Annotated in this window: 8 protein-coding genes; 3 read left to right on the top strand and 5 right to left on the bottom strand. The window is 61.5% G+C overall.

From position 1 onward, the window contains the following. Positions 1-2: 2 nt before the first annotated feature. The 3 genes from poxB to ASE80_RS14240 form a co-directional block, all read right to left on the bottom strand. Positions 3-1,727 (bottom strand): ubiquinone-dependent pyruvate dehydrogenase, encoded by a 1,725-nt coding sequence (poxB, locus tag ASE80_RS14250; protein ID WP_056859480.1) that lies wholly within the window; start codon positions 1,725-1,727, stop codon positions 3-5. 162 nt (positions 1,728-1,889) lie between these two features. Then, positions 1,890-2,384, bottom strand: a complete 495-nt coding sequence (locus ASE80_RS14245; RefSeq protein ID WP_017136920.1) for a DUF934 domain-containing protein — start codon at positions 2,382-2,384, stop codon at positions 1,890-1,892. Next, a complete protein-coding gene (locus ASE80_RS14240) occupies positions 2,368-4,026 on the bottom strand; it encodes a nitrite/sulfite reductase (RefSeq protein WP_056859479.1) in 1,659 nt (552 codons plus the stop codon). Before ASE80_RS14240 ends, ASE80_RS14245 begins: the two co-directional genes overlap by 17 nt. Positions 4,027-4,448: 422 nt before the next feature. On the opposite strand from ASE80_RS14240, the gene ASE80_RS14235 reads away from it, so the two are divergent. The 3 genes from ASE80_RS14235 (at position 4,449) to ASE80_RS30755 (ending at position 12,765) form a co-directional block, all read left to right on the top strand. After that, entirely contained in the window at positions 4,449-5,516 is a 1,068-nt protein-coding gene (locus ASE80_RS14235) for an ABC transporter substrate-binding protein (RefSeq protein ID WP_056859478.1), read from the top strand. A 76-nt stretch (positions 5,517-5,592) separates the two neighbouring features. After that, positions 5,593-11,910, top strand: coding sequence for a leucine-rich repeat domain-containing protein (locus tag ASE80_RS14230; protein WP_056859477.1), 6,318 nt, complete (start codon positions 5,593-5,595; stop codon positions 11,908-11,910). Between the two features lie 6 nt (positions 11,911-11,916). Next, positions 11,917-12,765, top strand: coding sequence for an NEL-type E3 ubiquitin ligase domain-containing protein (locus tag ASE80_RS30755; protein ID WP_111452816.1), 849 nt, complete (start codon positions 11,917-11,919; stop codon positions 12,763-12,765). 49 nt (positions 12,766-12,814) lie between these two features. Here the strand turns inward: ASE80_RS30755 and ASE80_RS14220 are convergent, their stop codons facing one another. Together ASE80_RS14220 and ASE80_RS14215 are read right to left on the bottom strand one after the other, a co-directional pair. Beyond that, positions 12,815-13,030, bottom strand: coding sequence for a DUF2970 domain-containing protein (locus tag ASE80_RS14220; protein WP_056859475.1), 216 nt, complete (start codon positions 13,028-13,030; stop codon positions 12,815-12,817). Between the two features lie 157 nt (positions 13,031-13,187). Beyond that, positions 13,188-18,029, bottom strand: coding sequence for a dermonecrotic toxin domain-containing protein (locus ASE80_RS14215; protein WP_056859474.1), 4,842 nt, complete (start codon positions 18,027-18,029; stop codon positions 13,188-13,190). Positions 18,030-18,055 lie beyond the last annotated feature (26 nt).

Here is an 18,055-nt window from a genome sequence, read left to right as displayed (position 1 = left end):
GCTCAGCGCAACCAGTTGGTGCGCGCCAGTTCGATCACTTCGTCGCCACGTCCGCTCATCACCGCCTTGAGCATGTACAGGCTGAAACCCTTGGCCTGTTCCAGCTTGATGGTCGGCGGCATCACCAGCTCCTGGGTGGCTGTGACCACGTCCACCAGCACCGGGCCGTCATGGGCCAGGGCGCGGCGCAAGGCCGGTTCCAGGTCTTCGGACTGTTCCACGCGAATGCCGAGGATGCCCATGGCGTTGGACATGGCGGCAAAGTCCGGGTTTTTCAGCTCGGTACCGGTATCCAGGTAACCGGCGGCCTTCATCTCCATGGCGACAAACCCGAGTGACGAGTTATCAAACACGATGACCTTCACCGGCAATTTCAACTGCGCCAGCGAGATGAAGTCGCCCATCAACATGGCAAAGCCGCCGTCGCCGGACATCGAGATCACCTGCCGACCGGGGAACGCGGCCTGCGCGCCAACCGCCTGAGGCATGGCATTGGCCATCGAGCCGTGGTTGAACGAGCCGATCAGGCGACGTTTGCCGTTCATCTTCAAATAGCGTGCAGCCCACACGGTGGGCGAGCCGACGTCGGCGGTGAAGATCGCATCGTCATCGGCCAGCTCGCAGAGCAAGCGCGCCACGTACTGTGGGTGAATCGGTCGATCGGCCTTCGATGGCTGCGCCAGGTCATCCAGACCTTGGCGGGCTTTCTCATAGTGCTTGAGCGAGGTGTCGAGGAAGCTGCGGTCGGTCTTGCGTGTCAGGCGTGGCAACAGCGCGTCGATGGTTTCGCTCACATCGGCGGCGATGCCCAGGTCCAGGGTGGCGCGACGGCCCAGCGCCTGCGGGTTGCGATCGACCTGGATGATCTTGGCATCGGTCGGGTAGAACTGGCGATACGGGAAGTCGGTGCCGAGCATGATCAGCGTGTCGCAGTTGAGCATCGCGTGGTAGCCGGAGCTGAAGCCGATCAGGCCGGTCATGCCCACGTCAAACGGGTTGTCCCATTCCACATGCTCCTTACCGCGCAAGGCGTGCACCACCGGCGCGCCCAGCGCATCGGCCAGGGCTACCACCTGGTCGTGGGCGCCGGCGCAGCCGCTGCCGCACAACAGGGTGACTTTCTCGCTGCTGTGCAGGATCTCGCTGAGGCGCTGCAGGTCTTGTTCGGCCGGCAAGGTGCGCGGCGCGTGCAGGGCCGGCCAGGGCTTGAGTTTGTCTTCCACTTCCAGCAGCGAGATATCGCCCGGGATCACCACCACCGCCACGCCACGGTTGAGGATCGCCGAGCGCATGGCGCGGTGCAGCACCTGGGGCATCTGCGCCGGGTTGGTGACCAGCTCGATAAAGTGGCTGCACTCTTTGAACAGTTCCTGCGGATGGGTTTCCTGAAAGTAGTTCAGGCCGATCTCGGAGGAGGGGATTTGCGCGGCGATGGCCAATACCGGTACATGGTTGCGATGGCAGTCGAACAGGCCATTGATCAAATGCAGGTTGCCCGGCCCGCAGCTGCCGGCACACACCGTCAACTCGCCGGTGGCAGCGGCCTCGGCGCCGGCGGCGAAGGCGGCCACTTCTTCGTGGCGCACGTGCATCCACTCGATGCTGTCCATGGTGCGCAGGGCGTCGGTCAGGCCATTGAGGCTGTCGCCGGTCAGGCCCCAGATGCGCTTGATGCCCGCCTGTTCAAGGGTGGTCGCCAACTGCTGGGCCAGGTTGATTTTCGCCATGAAGAACTCCAATCGTCAGTGAGGTTAAAGGCTGCTGATCAGTAGAGGACAGTTCGAACACCGCGGATGTTCACCCTTAAATGTGAAGATTGCGTCATGGGGCCGACTAAACGCCGCCCATAAAAAAACCCTGGCAAGCCAGGGTTTTTCACAGCAGCAGGCTCAGCGGCGACGGAACAGCGGCAACGGTTCATCCGTGGCGGCCTGGTACGTGACCGAGAAGTCCTTGAGGCTTTCCAGCGCTTCATACGGGTCTTTGTCGGCGCGCAAGGCGAAGGCATCGAACCCGCAACGGCGCAGGTAGAACAGCTGGTCGCGCAGCACATCGCCAATCGCGCGCAATTCGCCCTTGTAACCATAACGGTCACGCAGCAGGCGCGCGTTGGAGTAGTTGCGCCCGTCGGTGAAGGCCGGGAAGTTCAGGGCGATGACCTGGAAGTGCTGCACGTCGTCGCCGATCTCTTCGGCTTCCTCGTCGGCGTCCAGCCACACACCCAGGCCGCCGTCGCGGGCCTTGAGGGCGTGCCCGTGTTCGCGCCACAGGGCCAGCGGCACAATCAGGTCGTCGCAGTTGGAAATGCCGTCGAAGCTCGCGTCCTTGGGCAGCAGGTGCCAGGTTTCGTCGAGAACTTCGTTGTTCTTAATGATTCGCTGCATAGACGCGCTCCTTGAACAGGTCGATGCCAATACGCTGGTAGGTGTCGATGAAACGCTCATCTTCGGTGCGCTGTTCGATGTACACGTCGATCAGCTTGCCGATCACCTCGGGCATGGCTTCCTGGGCGAAGGACGGGCCGAGGATCTTGCCCAGGCTCGCATCGCGGCTGGCGCTGCCACCCAGGGACACTTGGTAGAATTCCTCGCCTTTCTTGTCCACGCCCAGGATGCCGATGTGGCCGACGTGGTGGTGACCACAGGCGTTCATGCAACCGGAGATGTTCAGGTCCAGCTCGCCGATGTCGAACAGGTAGTCCAGGTCGTCGAAACGGCGCTGGATCGATTCGGCAATCGGGATCGACTTGGCGTTGGCCAGGGAGCAGAAATCGCCGCCCGGGCAGCAGATGATGTCGGTCAGCAGGCCGATGTTCGGCGTGGCAAAACCGCCTTCGCGCAGCTCGCCCCACAGGGTGAACAGTTGGCTCTGCTCAACGTCCGCGAGGATGATGTTCTGCTCGTGGGAGGTGCGCAGTTGGCCATAGCTGTAGCGGTCGGCCAGGTCGGCGACGGCGTCCAGCTGCTTGTCGGTGATATCACCCGGTGCCACACCGGTGGGTTTCAGCGACAGGGTCACGGCCACATAGCCCGGCTTTTTGTGCGCCAGGGTGTTGCGGCCACGCCAGCGGGCAAAGCCTGGGTGCTCTTTATCCAGCGCTGCGAGCTCGGCATCCTGATTGCTCAGGGCTTTGTACTCAGGGTCGACGAAGTGCTTGGCCACACGGTGGACTTCGGCTTCGGTCAGGGTGGTCTGGCCGCCGCGCAGGTGTTCCATCTCGGCGTCGACTTTCTGGGCAAATACCTCAGGGGTCAGCGCCTTGACCAGGATCTTGATCCGGGCCTTGTACTTGTTGTCACGACGGCCGTAGCGGTTGTAGACCCGCAGGATGGCGTCGAGGTAGCTCAACAGGTCCTGCCATGGCAGGAACTCATTGATGAACGCACCGACCACTGGCGTACGGCCGAGGCCGCCACCCACCAGCACGCGGAAACCCAACTCGCCGGCGGCGTTGTGCACCGGCTCAAGGCCAATATCGTGCACTTCGATCGCTGCGCGGTCCGAGGTCGAGCCATTGATGGCGATCTTGAACTTGCGCGGCAGGTAGGCGAATTCCGGGTGGAAGGTGGTCCACTGGCGCACGATTTCGCACCACGGGCGTGGGTCGATCAGTTCGTCAGCGGCAACGCCGGCGAATTGGTCGGTGGTCACGTTGCGCAGGCAGTTACCGCTGGTCTGAATGGCGTGCATCTGCACGGTCGCCAGCTCAGCGAGGATGTCCGGCACGTCTTCCAGCGCCGGCCAGTTGAACTGTACGTTCTGGCGGGTACTGATGTGGGCGTAGCCTTTGTCGAAGTCGCGGGCGATCTTGGCCATCATGCGCGTCTGACGCGAGGTCAGTTGGCCATAAGGCACGGCAACCCGCAGCATCGGCGCAAAGCGCTGAACATAAAGGCCATTTTGCAGGCGCAGAGGGCGGAACTCTTCTTCGCTCAGTTCACCTGCTAGGTAGCGTCGGGTCTGATCACGGAACTGCTTGACGCGGTCCTCGATGATGCGCTGATCGTATTCGTCGTATACGTACATATAGGTCCTGTTCTCGGCAAATCTGCGCGCACGGCCGCGCACTCCCAACGGAGCCGGCGCACGATACCAGTTTGCGTTTATGCGCAAAAGTGATGTTTGAGTATATGTAAATAACCAAATTGACTAATGAGAACCGTTATCGCGATACCCACACTTGTCATGCGGGCAATCATCAACTTTACTGTGCTCGTGTCTTCGTGCAATCACCTATAAAACCGACAAGAGGCGATGCGATGAGCAACTCCACCAAAGCCCGTAAACCTGACAGTACCGTTGATGCCTGGGCCATTCTGTTTCTGATAATCCTGGTGGTTGGAACCGCCGTGTTCTGGGTTAGCCACCAATAAAGAAGGTTGATTGAACCTCGATTGACTGTCGCATTGCCACTATGATGGCGATCAATATTCGAGGCACAAACAACCATGTTGAAGGTTCTGATTGCGTGTGTGGGGTTGCTGGGGTCGGCTTACGGGGCGATGGCCCAGGCGACGTCAGTGGTGTTTCTCAACCCGGGCGCGTCCACGGAAACCTTTTGGGTCAGCTACGCGCAATTCATGCAGGCCGCCGCCAAGGACCTCGGCCTGGATTTGCGCGTGCGTTATTCCGAGCGCAGCGCAAATAACACGCTGGTTCATGCCCGTGAGGCGCTGCAAGGCGGCGAGCGGCCCGATTACCTGATGCTGGTGAACGAGCAATATGTCGCCCCGCAGATCCTGCGCATGGCCCAGGGCAGTGGGGTCAAGTTGCTGATCGTCAATAACGCGCTCACCGCTGACCAGCTGCAGTTGCTCGATGCGCATAAAGATGCCCAATGGATCGGCAGCCTGGTCGCCGACGACGAGCAGGCCGGTTACCTGATGCTCACCGACCTGCTGCAAAAGCACGGCCCGGTTGCCCCCGGCGAGTCACTCGACCTGCTGGCGTTTTCCGGCGCCAAGAACACCCCGGCTGCGCAACTGCGCGAACGAGGTTTGCACCGCGCCCTGGCCGAGCATCCCGAAGTGCGCCTGCGCCAATTGGTCTACGGTGAGTGGAATCGCCAGCGCGCGTTTGAACAGGCCACACAGCTGTTCAAGCGTTACCCGCACACCGCGCTGGTGTGGTCGGCCAACGATGAGATGGCGTTGGGGGCCATGCAGGCCCTGCAAGACAGCGGGCGAGTGCCGGGCAAGGACGCGTTGTTCAGTGCGGTCAACAGCTCGCCGACCATACTCAAGGCGCGCCTGGATGGGCGCCTGAGCACTTTGGTCGCGGGGCACTTCACCCTGGGCGGCTGGGCGATGGTGCTGATCAATGATGATGCCAGGGGCGTTGATATCGGCGCCTATGGCGGGCGCGACCGCCAGCTGGCGCTGTTCCAACTGATCGACGCCGCCCAGGCACAGCGCTTGCTCGGGCCTGCGCCATCGGTGGATTTTCGTGCACTGTCGGCCGCCGGCAAGCCTGCCACTTACCGTTACCCGTTCAGCCTGCAACTGCTGTTGCGTTAACGCCGAGGTAGGTATGCACCACCGCCCACCGGTTGAGCGGTGATGTGCTGTCACTCCCATTCACTGGAGTGACAGCATGTCTGATTTATCCTCGCAAAGCAGCGCTGCCAAGCCGCCAGCGGCTAGCTTGAGTATCCACGGCGATTTTCTTGAAAAGACCTTGCCCCAATGGCTGGTCGATGCCACGCCCGCGCGCCGATCGGCACTCAAACACGCCAAACCGGACTTGCCTGCGGTTTACCGGAACGCCACACCTGCCCAACGTAAAAACCTCAACGCAAGCGTCAAGGCCAGCGCTATCGCCCAGGTTGCGCTGGATACGGCCATGGCGACGTTCAAGGATGTCGATGCATTCGCCAGGCCGCTGTTGCTCAAAGCCTTGAAAGACCAGTACCAGGTCGACGTCGATGTCGACAAGACCTTGCTCTGCCTGCGGCGTACGCTGGCGGTCAGTGTTCTGGAGATTGAGGTCGACTCGTTCGAATTTCTGAAGCTGTCGATGCTGCAAGCGTGTTTGCATAACTTTGAAGACTGGGAGTGCAAGCCAGGTGCTTACCATAAGGCCTCCGGTTTTATGCGGGAGACGGCCACCGCCGGCACCTTTGAGTCAACGACCGTCAACCTGACGGTCAGCCAGTTCATGCGCTTGTGCCGCAGCCTCGACGTTGGCGCGCAGTATCAGACGTACCTGAAGTCATTCTTTGCAGCGGTCGATGCCAGCCCTGAACCGCCGCTTCGCCAACGTTTTATCGCCAGTCAGAAGGCGACCCTCAAAGCCGCCGCCGACTACGCGGTATTGACCGGGGATATCGAACCTGCGGATCACGCCATGGTTCTTTCGGTGGTCAACGGCAGTGTTTATCCCAGGCTGGGCGACAAGCGGGTGTGGCTGCTCGACATGAGCCTGATGAAAAAAAGGCTCACAGGCTGCGTCTATTTTGCAATCGATGGCTGGCAGGGTGATGAGTTGATTCTGTATGTCCCTCATTGCCCGGTTCACCCGCTCAAACGCTATACCAGGGCGCAGATGCCCAACGCGTTCAAGCGCCTGTTCACGGCACGCGAGGGCATGGCGGCTGACGATCCGGCGCCCACCGCCTATCAGCGGTTTTTCAGCCAGTTCGTGCCCTATGATCAGCGGCCCTACTATTTCAGCCAGTTCACGCAAAAGTCTGCCGACTCGCCGAGCAGCCCATTGAGTTCCCCTTGGCGAACGTTCGTGGAGATCCTGTTCGGTTTGTCGCCGGTGACCCAGGTCAAAGAACTGCCGCCTGCAACGCCTGCGAAGATGGCGCCGGTCAGCGACCCTTATCTGGCCCCCGGCAGCCTGATGCCCTATCGCGGTACAGGCACCTTTACCGGGCAGCTGGACCTGTGGCCTTACCTTTACGAAAAGCACCGTGACAAGGTGCTGGCCGATGCCCGCGCCCATGCGGTCGCCACTGCCGAGGTCGATGCCAAGGCGCGTGAGGCCAAACTGGCGCACTTGTTCGAAATTGGCATGCTGGCGCTCAACGCGGTGTCGATGTTCGTGCCCGTTCTGGGTGAAGTCATGCTGGCGGTGATGGCCGAGCAATTACTCGCCGAAACCGTGGAAGGCACGGTCGAGTGGGCCGAGGGCGACAAGCGTGCGGCCAAGGATCACTTGATCGATGTGGCAGAGAACCTGGCGCAGATTGCCGTGATGTCGGGCGTTGGGGCGGCGGTGGGCAAATATCGGGCGTTGAAGGCGCCGCCGTTGCTCGAAAACCTCAGCCCTGTGACCCTGCCCAACGGTGAAACCCGGCTGTGGAAGCCGGACCTCAAGGGTTATGAAAGCCCCGTGACGCTGGGGGCCGACGCAGTGCCCAACGCGCAGGGGCAATACTCGCTCGACGGCAAGACCTATATTCGCCTGGGTGGCCAGGTCTACGAGCAGGTATTTGACGAGACCCTCAAGCAATGGCGGATCAAGCACCCGACCCAGGCCGAGGTTTACCAACCCCTTCTGCAAAGCAACGGCCGGGGGGCCTGGCGTCACAGCCTTGAGCGGCCCGCCGAGTGGGACCGCCTGACCCTCTTGCGCCGCATTGGCCACGAAACCGAGAGCTTTACCGATACCCAGTTGCTCAAGGTGGCAGAGGTCAGTGGCGTCAGTGACAACGCTCTGCGCAAGATGCACATGGACCTCGCGGCGCCACCGCCGGAACTGCTGGATGCCCTGCGTCTGTTCAAGGCCGATGCAGGCTGCGAGCAGGTCATCGACCAATGGCGCGGCAGCCAGCCGATCGATGAGCGTTACCTGGCTGGATTGCCGCTGGTGGTGGACATGCCACGTTGGCCAACGACACGGGTGCTTGAGGTGTTCAGGGGCGCTGAGTTTTCCGGTGAGTCGATGCGCTACGGCGGCGGGCGCGTGCCTCGGGGCGGTACCGCGCAGGCGCCCATCCGCATCACCCGCGCGGATGTGCTGCAAGGGCGCTTGCCCGAGGTGATTCTGGCGGCCCTGGATGAATCGCAAGTCACTAGCTTGCTCGGCGCAGAGGGTGCGCGCGTGGCTGATACGAGGCTGCAAGCGTTTCGCAAGCAAATCGCCGATTATGCGCAGCTGCGTAAACCGACGATTTTCGACAGCCTTTACGCCGGCACCGAACCGGTCGACAGCGAGGTCAGGTTGCTGCAGCGCACCTGCCCCGGGCTCAGCGAAGCCGCCGCTCAGGAGGTTCTGGCCCACGCGTCCCCGGATGACCTCAAACGCCTGCAGGCAACGCGCCGTGTGCCGTTGACGCTGCTGGAGGAAGCGCGCTGGTACGCCGTTCAAGGTCGACAGGTTCGCGCGTATGCAGGTCTGCGCAGTGAGACCATGGCCACGGCGGGCAGTCGCCGGCTGGCACTGCGCGCCCTGGAAAAGCTGCCGGGTTGGCCCGACACGGTGCGCCTGGAAGTTCGTGAGGGCAGTGTCCAGGGGGCGTTGCTGGACAGCGTTGGCCGTGACACCGCGCCGGACAAGCATTACCTGGTCAAAAAAGGCCCGCGCTTTCAGGCGTTCGATGCGCGTGGGCAGGCACTCAGCCTGCCCAGCGAGGGCGATAGTTTTTATACTGCGCTGATGCACGCCATGCCCGATGGCGTGCGTCAAAGCCTGGGCGTGCCAGAGGTCAGTCAGAGCGCCGAACTGCAAGCGAAAATTATCGCGTGTGCAGACCGTTATCGCGGTGAAGCGCGGCAATGGCTGCAACCCCAACGTAAAGGGTTCAAGCCGCCGGTGCGGGTCAACGACCAGTTGGTGGGGTACTACGCCAGCGGACGTGCCCCGGCCGAGGGCGCCAATCTGGAGGCGCGCGCACAAGAACTCTACGGCCTTAACGAGGATCAAGCCCGCGAGTACATTTTGCAGTTGAAAACCCAGGGCAAGGACAACAAGGCAATCTTCACCCAACTGCAAAATCGCGCACGCGAATATGCCGCCATGGTGGCGGAACTTGATGAGTGGGCCGGGCCTGTAAACATTGCGACGGGTACTTACGCGGCCACCTATAAACACTACATCACGTCTCAGCTCAAGGCGGCCTGGCGGATGCAACCCCTGGCAGGGAAGCTGGCGAGCGCGGAGCGCTTGCACATGACTGTCGATGAACACTTGCCGCCATTGAGCGCTGATTTTTCGCATATTCGCGATTTGTCGTTGATCGGACGCAGGATGAGCGATGCCGACGTAGAGGCTTTTCTGGCACGCTTTCCCAATGTGCACACCCTGGCGATTGGCGACAGCGCCCGTTTTTGGGAGCCGACCCCGATTCGCAGCGGCTTGGCGCTGACAACGCTGCCACCTGCAGTGACCAGGATGGCCAGCCTCAAACGCTTGAGGTTTGGTACGGCAGCCGAGCAACTGGCCGCGGATTTTTCCTCAAGGCTCAACTCACTGACCTCGCTGGAGGAGCTGCACCTGGATTACCGCGGGTTTTCCGGCAACGTACTCAACGGGCTGGACCTGTCCGCGCTGGTGCAGTTGAAACGGCTGCAAATCGAGGCTGCAGGTGGCATGACGCAGTGGCCGGCCAGTGTTGAGCATCTTCCACTCCTGGAGCGTCTGGATTTGAGCCACACCGCGATCGCTGCGCTGCCCGCCAGGCTGTACAGCGGGCATGAAAAGCTGTGGGCGGGGCTGTCGCTGGACTGGTCAAGGTTTTCCCTCGAAGCGTTCAAGCCTGCCTATGAATACGTCAGGACCTATGTGGGTGAACGTGGGCACCTGGTTGATCTGCATGAGATGGTCAGCGGCTACACCAAGGGCAGGCTGGCGTCGCTGAACGTTTATTCAGGACTGGCCGATGCACTGCATGCGCAAATAATGATGACTGCGCAAACCGCCGAGGCACGGTTTGCTGTGATCGAGGCCCTTAGAGACGAGTATGCCGGCATCTTTTCGGCGTTTTACGCCTCGACTGCCGATGCGGCAAGGCCGTTCAGGTCACGTATGGTTGAATGGGAAACGGGGATGAATGCCCGCTTGATCACGACCCTTGAAGCCAATTGGTGGGCGGCGGTGGGCGAACGCTATGGCATAAGCGGCCAAGCGTCGGAGCTTGAAGTGCCTCAGTGGTTGTTTCAAGTGACCCTGCAATCCGCGCCGCGCATCACCCTGGAACTGCCCCGGTTACCCGCCGCAAGTTTTGCCCACGTACGCACATTGCGCTTGCGCAGTCCGGGCGTATCCACCGAGCAGACACGCGGGTTTATCCGCGCCTTCAGCGGTGTGCAAACCCTTGAGCTTAACGGGCTGGGCTTGAGCGAAATACCCATCGATGCGGGCGATCTTCCGGCCTTGAATCGGCTTGACCTTGCCAATAACAGCCTGGCGCTGCCGGCGCTCCAGGCGCAACTCAATGACTTGGGCAGCCTGCACGTGTTGGACTTGAGCCTTAACACCCAACCGCTCACGGCGCTGGATGTCAGCGCCTTGACGCAGCTCAAGGCGCTGAACCTGCGCGGGACAGGTTTGCAGGCCTGGCCGACCGGCGCCGAGCGCCTGCCGCACTTGGCCTGCCTGGACCTGCGGGACAATCAGCTGACGAGCTTGCCACCTCAAGTGCTGGCCAATGATGCAGCATTGATGGCAACCAACTTGGCGGGTAACCGTTTCAGTACGGCGGGTGAGGGGGACTTGCGAACAGCGCGCTACCGGGTCGAGTGCCTTTATGGCCTGCCAGAGCACGCGTTGGCTCGGTTCGAGCGGCAAAGTGTCTCGACCGTTTTCCCCCCGGCGCAAACGGGCCTTGGCATGGTCGATTATTTGCTGGCATTGCCTCAACCCATCGTGGCGGCCGAAGGCGCGGCGGGCTTTGTCAGGCGTTTGCAGCAACTGACCCCGAGGGTGACCGAGGAAAACGCGCTGCGGTGGTTCGAGCAACTGCGTGGCACCGGGATGACTGACCTGCAAATTGATACCCTGTTGACCAACTGGCACCAGGAGTACAGGGCCCTGATACGTGACCTCAACGGTTGGCTGTACACCATCGAGTTACCCGGGCCCGACCTAAGACGAGTGCACGACGAACGTCGGCTCGTCGCCCTCAATATCGTTGAGTGCTGGCAAACCGGCGTGTCGGCTGACGCCGGCTATGAACTGAGCCTGCACGGCCTGCAAACCGCCGATCTGCCGGAGTTGTCGGTGCAGTTCACCCAGGTCCACAGCCTGAATTTAACCGGTATGAAGTGCTCTGCAGCGGGTGCCGAAGGCTTTCTCAAAAGCTTTCCCGCGCTGCGCAAGCTGGTCTTGAGTGGTAATGAGCTGGCGAGCATCCCTGAGGCGGTAGGGCGCATGCCCGAGCTTGAAGAGCTGGTGCTCGACTCCAATGCCATTACCGAACCTGAACCGTTGTATCGTCTGCTGGGCGGGCATCGTTTGCGTCGGTTGAATCTGAGCAGAAACGGCCTGTTCAATTTCAATGCCCAAGCCTTCAGTCGGCTTGAGACCCTGGACCTGAGTTACAACAGCCTTGGGGAGTGGCCCAACGGTACGTTGCAAGCCAGGCACCTGCGAACCTTGAACCTGTGTGGCAATGACCTCGAAGAGTTGCCACTCGCGTTGTTCGATGGCAGGCACGACGCATTGGTGGAAGGCACAGACCTTTCGGAAAACATCGGGCTTACGCGCCAATCGTTTGAGCAGCTCAGGGACTATGGCCCGGGGACGGTGATGGGATGGAGCCGGGAAGCAATCGATAGCAACATCGCGAGTTTTGAGGAGAGCGGCCAGTCGGATTCGGACAGTGACGGTGACGACGATGATTCCGGTGCAGACGAACCCCTGGAAACTATTGCTGACGCGCAAGGGGATGCAGGAGCGTCGGAGCTCACCTCCTGGCTCGGGCGCTCAACTGGTGCCGAGGCTGCCACGCGGCGCCAGTGGTAGCAGCAATTGGCTCAGGAACCGGACCATGAACGGTTTTTCCATTTACTGGAACGACTGCGTGATACCAGTGAATACCGATTCAGCGCGGCAGACCTTACCCGGCGGGTATGGAGGGTGATCGAAAGCGCCGTCGGCAGCGCGCAGACGCGAGCATCGTTGTTTGCCGCCTCGGCAACCCACGGAACCTGCATCGACGGGCGCATCCTCACGTTCAGCTCAATGGAGGTGCTGGTGTTCGTCGAGCAGGTGCTGCGTGATGTTCCGGCGTATGCGCTCAGGCTCAAAGGTCAGCGTTTGCTTGAGCTGTCCCGGCAATTGTTCCGGTTGGAGCAGGTCGACACCCTGGCCATGCGCAATGCCAGAGGCCGAGACGAGGCCGAGGTGCGCCTGGAGTATCGGATTGGGCTGACCCGTGGCTGGCCTGACGGGCTGGAACTGCCTGGGCAACCCACACACATGGCCTATGGTAACCCGATCAGAGGGCAAACCTTGACGCGCGCGCGCAGTCAGGTGCTTGAGGCGGAAGCGTCCGAGGTGTTTTATGAACGCCTGGTTGCTCACGATTACTGGGTCGACTACTTGAAAGAGCGCTATCCCGATGAGTTCCTGGCGCTCGAGCGCGATGCTGCCCGACGCCACGAGACGGTAGAGGATGAATACGCGGACAGAGAGCCCGGCAGCGACACCGAGCAACGCTACAACGCCGCCATAATCCAATTGGAGGTGGAACGAGGCACTGCGCGGGCGCAGTTGCTGCTGACGTTGTCACGCAAGGAGGTGCAGGCGGCGGGTGCCGCTGAGGCGGCACACCCCAGGCCTGAATCGCCGCAGCCAGGCCCCTCGACGCGCCAGTAGTCAGCGCAAGGGAGCGGGCATGCCCGCTTCCTTGTTCAAGGTCGTTACGCTAAACCCCGGCCAGAAGCAGCACCAGCTTGACGATGCCAAATAACGTCAGGGCAAACACCGCAGTGAACAGAATGCCCAGCAGCACAAAGTGGCTGGGCTTGCCGTGGGTAAAGTCGCGGGCGCGATTCTTGCCGCTTTGCACGCCGAAGGCGGCCGCCATCACGCTGTGCAGCATTTGCCAGAAGGTGGGCGGCGTGTTGTTTGGATCGTCCATAGGTCCCTCGTGAGCCGAGTCATCCTACAGAGCATAGACACTCGTGGGGTTTACTGCCGTGAGCGTGCTGTCGTGGCGAACGGGCTTGCCCGCTCGCCACCAGGGAATGCGGCTGCGTTCCACACTGCGATGACAGGTCCGCAGCCTGAGCACGTACCTACGCGCCCGCACTCTCATCGCCTTCCAGACCCAAAAACAGTTTCTGGTCCAATGGCGCCTCGATCAACGCCTTGTCCAGATTCACCACCGCCCGGTTATTGGCCCTGGCCTGTTCGATCAACTCCTTGCGCGTGTATCGACGCTCTGCCTTGGTCTTCAGATGGCCGAAGGCCGGCGCAGAGGCGGGCGTTTCGACGTCTGGGTAATGGAAATGCGCGTACCACAGGTCGGCGTCTTCGCGCCTGATTCCAGGTTTGATCTGGCTTTTTTCACGAATGGCATATTCCGTCAGGTAATCCCCGGCTTTGAGGGGCACGCGTTTTTTCACCAGGTTGATGTCGACAAAACCGTGGGTCCAGAGATAGTCGACCTTGGCGGCCCTGGGACGTTGCAACAGGTAGCCCTCGGCGCAGGCTTCACGCGCCCGTTGGGTGGCGGCCTTGGCCTCGTCGTGGTAGCGGTTGCGCATGTCGATGGCGTTAGCCTCCACAGCGCCTTTGAGCTCATTGGCCAACCCTTCGAATTTCGCCGCATGCTGGCTCAGCATCACGTCCCAATCATGCGGGTCGACGTCCTCGCGCTGGCTGGGCTCCAGGAGTTTGCGCTGCTGGTAGCGAATACTCGCATCAATGCCGGCGCGCTCGGCTTTGATCGCCGCGGCATGCGCCCTGATGGTTTTCAACGAGCGCGCGGCTGGCGTAGGGGCTTTTATCGCCGGTGCCGCAGGCTCGACGATGCTCCAGACGCCTTCGCCGGCATGCTCGTGGTAGGTGGCGACGATGGCGCCGGTGAGTGTGTCGGTGATGTCGACGTACTGACCCGGTTCATCCGTCGTACCGGCACGCAGGTCTCCCACCAGGCTCTTTTTGTCGGCGGTCCTGATCACTTTGCGGTTAGCCGGCTTTTGCCGTTTGGCTTTGTCGGTGGCCGGGCGCGGGGCGATTTTTTCTTCCACCAGAATCAAGTTGGCCAGCTGTGCTTCAAGGCTTGCACGGGCCTCACCGAGTTGTGCCAGGAACGGCTCTCGGTATTGTTCGCGCAGGAGGGCGCAGCGCATCTCGGTGAGTGAGTGGACGGCGTTTTCCATTCGCCCATATTGCTCAAGCGCATCTTTGAGGACATGAATCTGCTCGCGCGGGGAATAGCCGGTGGTGGTGCTTATTTCAATATGTGAGTTGACGGTGGAATAGATCTGTCGATCGGCGAGCAGCTCAAGGTAAGGGCGCTGCTGCGGTATATCGGCGTCAATCGAGCGGTTGAGCAGCAGTTCAGCGAGTGATAACAGGATGCTTTGTTTGGTCGCCATCAAGGATACGGTTTTATTGGCTGGAATCTGTCTCAACAGGCTTTCGCGCAGGGCCGGCGCAGCCTGTTGCAGAATGGTTTCGCAGTGTTGGGCGTACTCCTGCACTTCGTTGAGTGCCTCCAACCGTTGCGTGGCGGCGTTCACGAACTCATCGTAGCCATCCGTTATATTGTCGGGAAGCTCTGTGTCGATACGGTTCAGTAGCTCAGTAAATGTTTCGCCGCGCAGGCTTTCGAGGGTGAATTGAATTTTTTGATGTTGGTTCGCGTACAGCACCAGCCAGTGTTTGAAGATGTTTTCCAGGGCGTTATCACGGGCTTTTCTGTATTCGCCCTCTGTCCTGTCCAGCGCCATCAGCTCGACAGCCATGGCTTCGGTCTTTTGCAGCCCGGTGATGAACCCCTGGGTGTTTTGCCGATAATTGTCTACGGCTATGCCCCACTGGGTCCTGGCCTGGGCGGTGGCGAGCTGTCTCTGCGCATGACGTTCAGCGATCCGGGGGCGCAACGCGGGCAGCAATTCGGGGTTATTGAGCCTTTCCCAATCTTCCCTGAGGGCCAGCTTGTTCTGCGTCACCTGGACTCGGGCGATCTCCACGGCGCCGTAAAACTGCTGGGTCTGGGCCGCCAGCGGAAGCATTTCCAGGGTGTGAATTTGCAGCTGGGGGGGGAGCTCCTTCAGGCGTTGTTTTTTACGCTCAGCCAATTCAGCCAGGCGCTGCCTGGGCATGCCGCCCTCCAGTCGCGCGCCCCGGTCCAGTCGCCAATGCCCTTGACCGTCGCTGATCAGTTTGAAACCTGGGTGCTCCGGGCGTTGCGGGTGCACCAGGTAAACCTCGCTGAAGCCGGGCACGATGCTGACTTGGAACAACAGGCCGCCAACGCTGGCGTGCCAGGTGCCATCAATGCGGTACAGCCCTTTAAGCGCACCGCTTGGCTGCGCCTGCGGCAACGGCTCGGGCCAGGGTACATGCACTTCAAGCAAGGCCTTGAGCAGGCGGGCGCCGGCTTTGGGGCTGGCAATCGAGTGGCTGAAGTCCAGCGCCGTGTGGCCGCTTGCGGGTGGTTCACCGGGCAACGCCACAGGGCCATGGCGCATCACCGGCGTGGCTTGCGCAGGCGCCAGCCCTGCCGGGCGCCGCCAGGCTTGCAGGTGCAGGGCGTGGTCTTGCGTGGCGCCTTCAGGCAGCGCCTGCCGCGCCGGGCTGGCCGCGTGCAACAAGACCATGGCGGTATTGAGCAACAGGTCGATCAGCGCTGCTTCACGGGTGAGCGGGTCGGTGCTGTCCAGGCCGGCCGTGTCCTGCTCCAGGCTGCTGACCAGCACCATGAACCAGCCCGCCAGCATGGCCGGGCCGCGCAGCACCGGCAACAGCAGCGTGTTGAACAGCAACCCGGCACCTTCCAGCACCGTCGCCCAGCGGCTTTCAAGGTTGGACACCGACGCCTGGTCCGCCAGGTCAACTAACGCCCGTGCGGTGCTGCCGAACAGGTGGTTAAGCAGTTGGCCGTTGATTTGTGATTGCAGCCATTCACCCGCGCCTTCATCGACCGCCAGGGTCGCAGGTACGGGCGTTTCCAGGCGTGGTCTGAACTCATCCCCGGGCACGAAGCGAATCAGGTGAGGCTCCTTGATACCGCCATGCTCATAAATCGCCCGGTCCTTGTCGCTCAGCCAGGTCAGCACGCTGTCTTGCAGCGCACCGGGGGTGGCCAGCGCATCAAGCAGCGCCTGGCGGGTCGGGTATTCATGCAGGGCATCGGCATACAGCGGCTGATACAGCAAGTGCGGGCCGACGCCGGCATCGCGCGGCTCGATGATGAACGCGTTGCTGACCTCATCCGGTGCGGCACCCGGTGTGCGACACAGGGCCAGTGGACGCAGAACGATCTCCTGCTCGTCGACGATTCGGTCCGAAGGCATTTCGCCCATCAACGCTTTCACATAGCGATAACCCGTGACCGTCACGCCGTGCTGCCCGCGGATCTTGTACTCCAGCGCCTGGGTCGGCAGCTTGACCTTGAGCTCGCGGGTAAACAGCGTTTCGCGCCGTCGTGCGTCAGCGGTATCGGACAACAGGGTGTCCTTGATCTTCTGCGGGTAGGTGGTGCCGATATCCACGCGCTGGATCAACCCGTTAGTGCCCAACAGGTAGGCTTCGTCCAGCCAGGCGGGCAGGGGCGTGGCATTTTTGGAGGAGAGCCTGAGGCTGCCTTTGGGCTTGCCGGCCAGGTTCTTCAGGGCCAGTTCGGTCAGCGTCATGCGCACGTGGCCGATGATGCCGGCGCCACCCGGGTAGCCGGCGGGCACGGAGAAATCCAATACCACCTGGTCCGGGTCGCAGTCAGCGTGGTCTGCCTGCATTTGCTGGCGCAAGGCGGCGCGGCTGAAGCTGTGGATGTTTTCAATGCCTTCGTTGAAGGCGTGGCCCTGGTTCTGTTGCAGCACGTGCGCCATGTCCTGCACATGCCGGTGGTAGGCGAAGCGGTCGGCCGCCGTGGCGTGTGCGAGCCATTCGGGCAGTTGGTCGCTGACCTTTTGCAGCACAGCGGCGGCGGGTGTCGACACGGGGGAGAAGAACAGCGCAGGATCGGTGATGTTCGCCAGGCGCCGGCCGAGGTTTTTTTCGTCCTGGCCCTGGAATGACAAGGTCGCCAGGTCTTGCAGCTGTTGATTGAGGATCAGGCCGGCCTGGTGTTCAAACACGTTGCCTTCAGGTTCGTTGCGCCGCCAGGTGAGGCTGTCGAACTGGTACCGCGCCTGCAACCTGGCAGTCCAGGCTTCACCGAATGCATCGATGTCGTCATAGGTGTGAATCTCCCCGGCGACGCTGTACAGCAGCACGTGTTTGTCGCGCACCAGCAGCAGGTCCGGCGTCAACAGGCGTGCGTCGCTGCCGTTGTGGGTGAGCGTGTTCTCAATCAAATACACATAGGTGGGGGCGGCGGCGTGGGGCAGGCGTTCGTGTTGGGTCGGCCACGTCGCGACAACCCTGAGCATGTCGCGCTGGGCTTGGCTCAAATGCGATTGCCCGGTTGCAGCGGCGCTCATCTGGCCGTTGAGCAACTCGCCCAGCCACTGCCAGCGGCTGTTGCCGTGGCTGTCGGCTGCGCTCCAGTACTCGGCCAGGTCATGTTGAAAATGCAGGGCAACCGACTCGGGCAGCGCGTCGATAATGCGCGCGATCACCTGCATGTCGATGAGGTCCGGGGGGTCGGGTTTAAGGGTCTTGGGAACCTGTTGAGTGAGGTAGTACGGCAGCTCGCGTTTTGAGTGCAGGTCCAGTGCCTGGGGGTTCAATACATGGGCGATGGCGACTTCCATCAACGAGCGGTAGGTGTACACGCCGTCAGGGCGCGGGGTGGCCAGTTTGACGCTGAGCAGGTCCAGCTTGAGCGTCGGGTAGTGTTCCAGGATGCCACTGCGCAGCGCATTGAACACCACGGAGTACAGCGCCGGGCGCGTGGCGAAATGTGCCTGGACAGCCTGGGCGGGAAGTTGGCTCAGGTTCGGGGTGGGAATCGGGACGGGCATGCAGAAATCCTTTACGGTTCAGATCG

Origin of the sequence: Pseudomonas sp. Leaf15 (genome assembly GCF_001421425.1) — a bacterium.
In the GTDB taxonomy this organism is placed as follows: domain Bacteria; phylum Pseudomonadota; class Gammaproteobacteria; order Pseudomonadales; family Pseudomonadaceae; genus Aquipseudomonas; species Aquipseudomonas salomonii.
This window is presented reverse-complemented; position numbering and strand designations above follow the sequence as displayed.

Excerpts from the sequence above, each read along its gene's own strand:
- poxB (WP_056859480.1), bottom strand. The coding sequence starts at position 1,727 with ATGGCGAAAATCAACCTGGCCCAGCAGTTGGCGACCACCCTTGAACAG.
- ASE80_RS14245 (WP_017136920.1), bottom strand. The coding sequence starts at position 2,384 with ATGCAGCGAATCATTAAGAACAACGAAGTTCTCGACGAAACCTGGCAC.
- ASE80_RS14240 (WP_056859479.1), bottom strand. The coding sequence starts at position 4,026 with ATGTACGTATACGACGAATACGATCAGCGCATCATCGAGGACCGCGTC.
- ASE80_RS14235 (WP_056859478.1), top strand. The coding sequence starts at position 4,449 with ATGTTGAAGGTTCTGATTGCGTGTGTGGGGTTGCTGGGGTCGGCTTAC.
- ASE80_RS14230 (WP_056859477.1), top strand. The coding sequence starts at position 5,593 with ATGTCTGATTTATCCTCGCAAAGCAGCGCTGCCAAGCCGCCAGCGGCT.
- ASE80_RS14220 (WP_056859475.1), bottom strand. The coding sequence starts at position 13,030 with ATGGACGATCCAAACAACACGCCGCCCACCTTCTGGCAAATGCTGCAC.
- ASE80_RS14215 (WP_056859474.1), bottom strand. The coding sequence starts at position 18,029 with ATGCCCGTCCCGATTCCCACCCCGAACCTGAGCCAACTTCCCGCCCAG.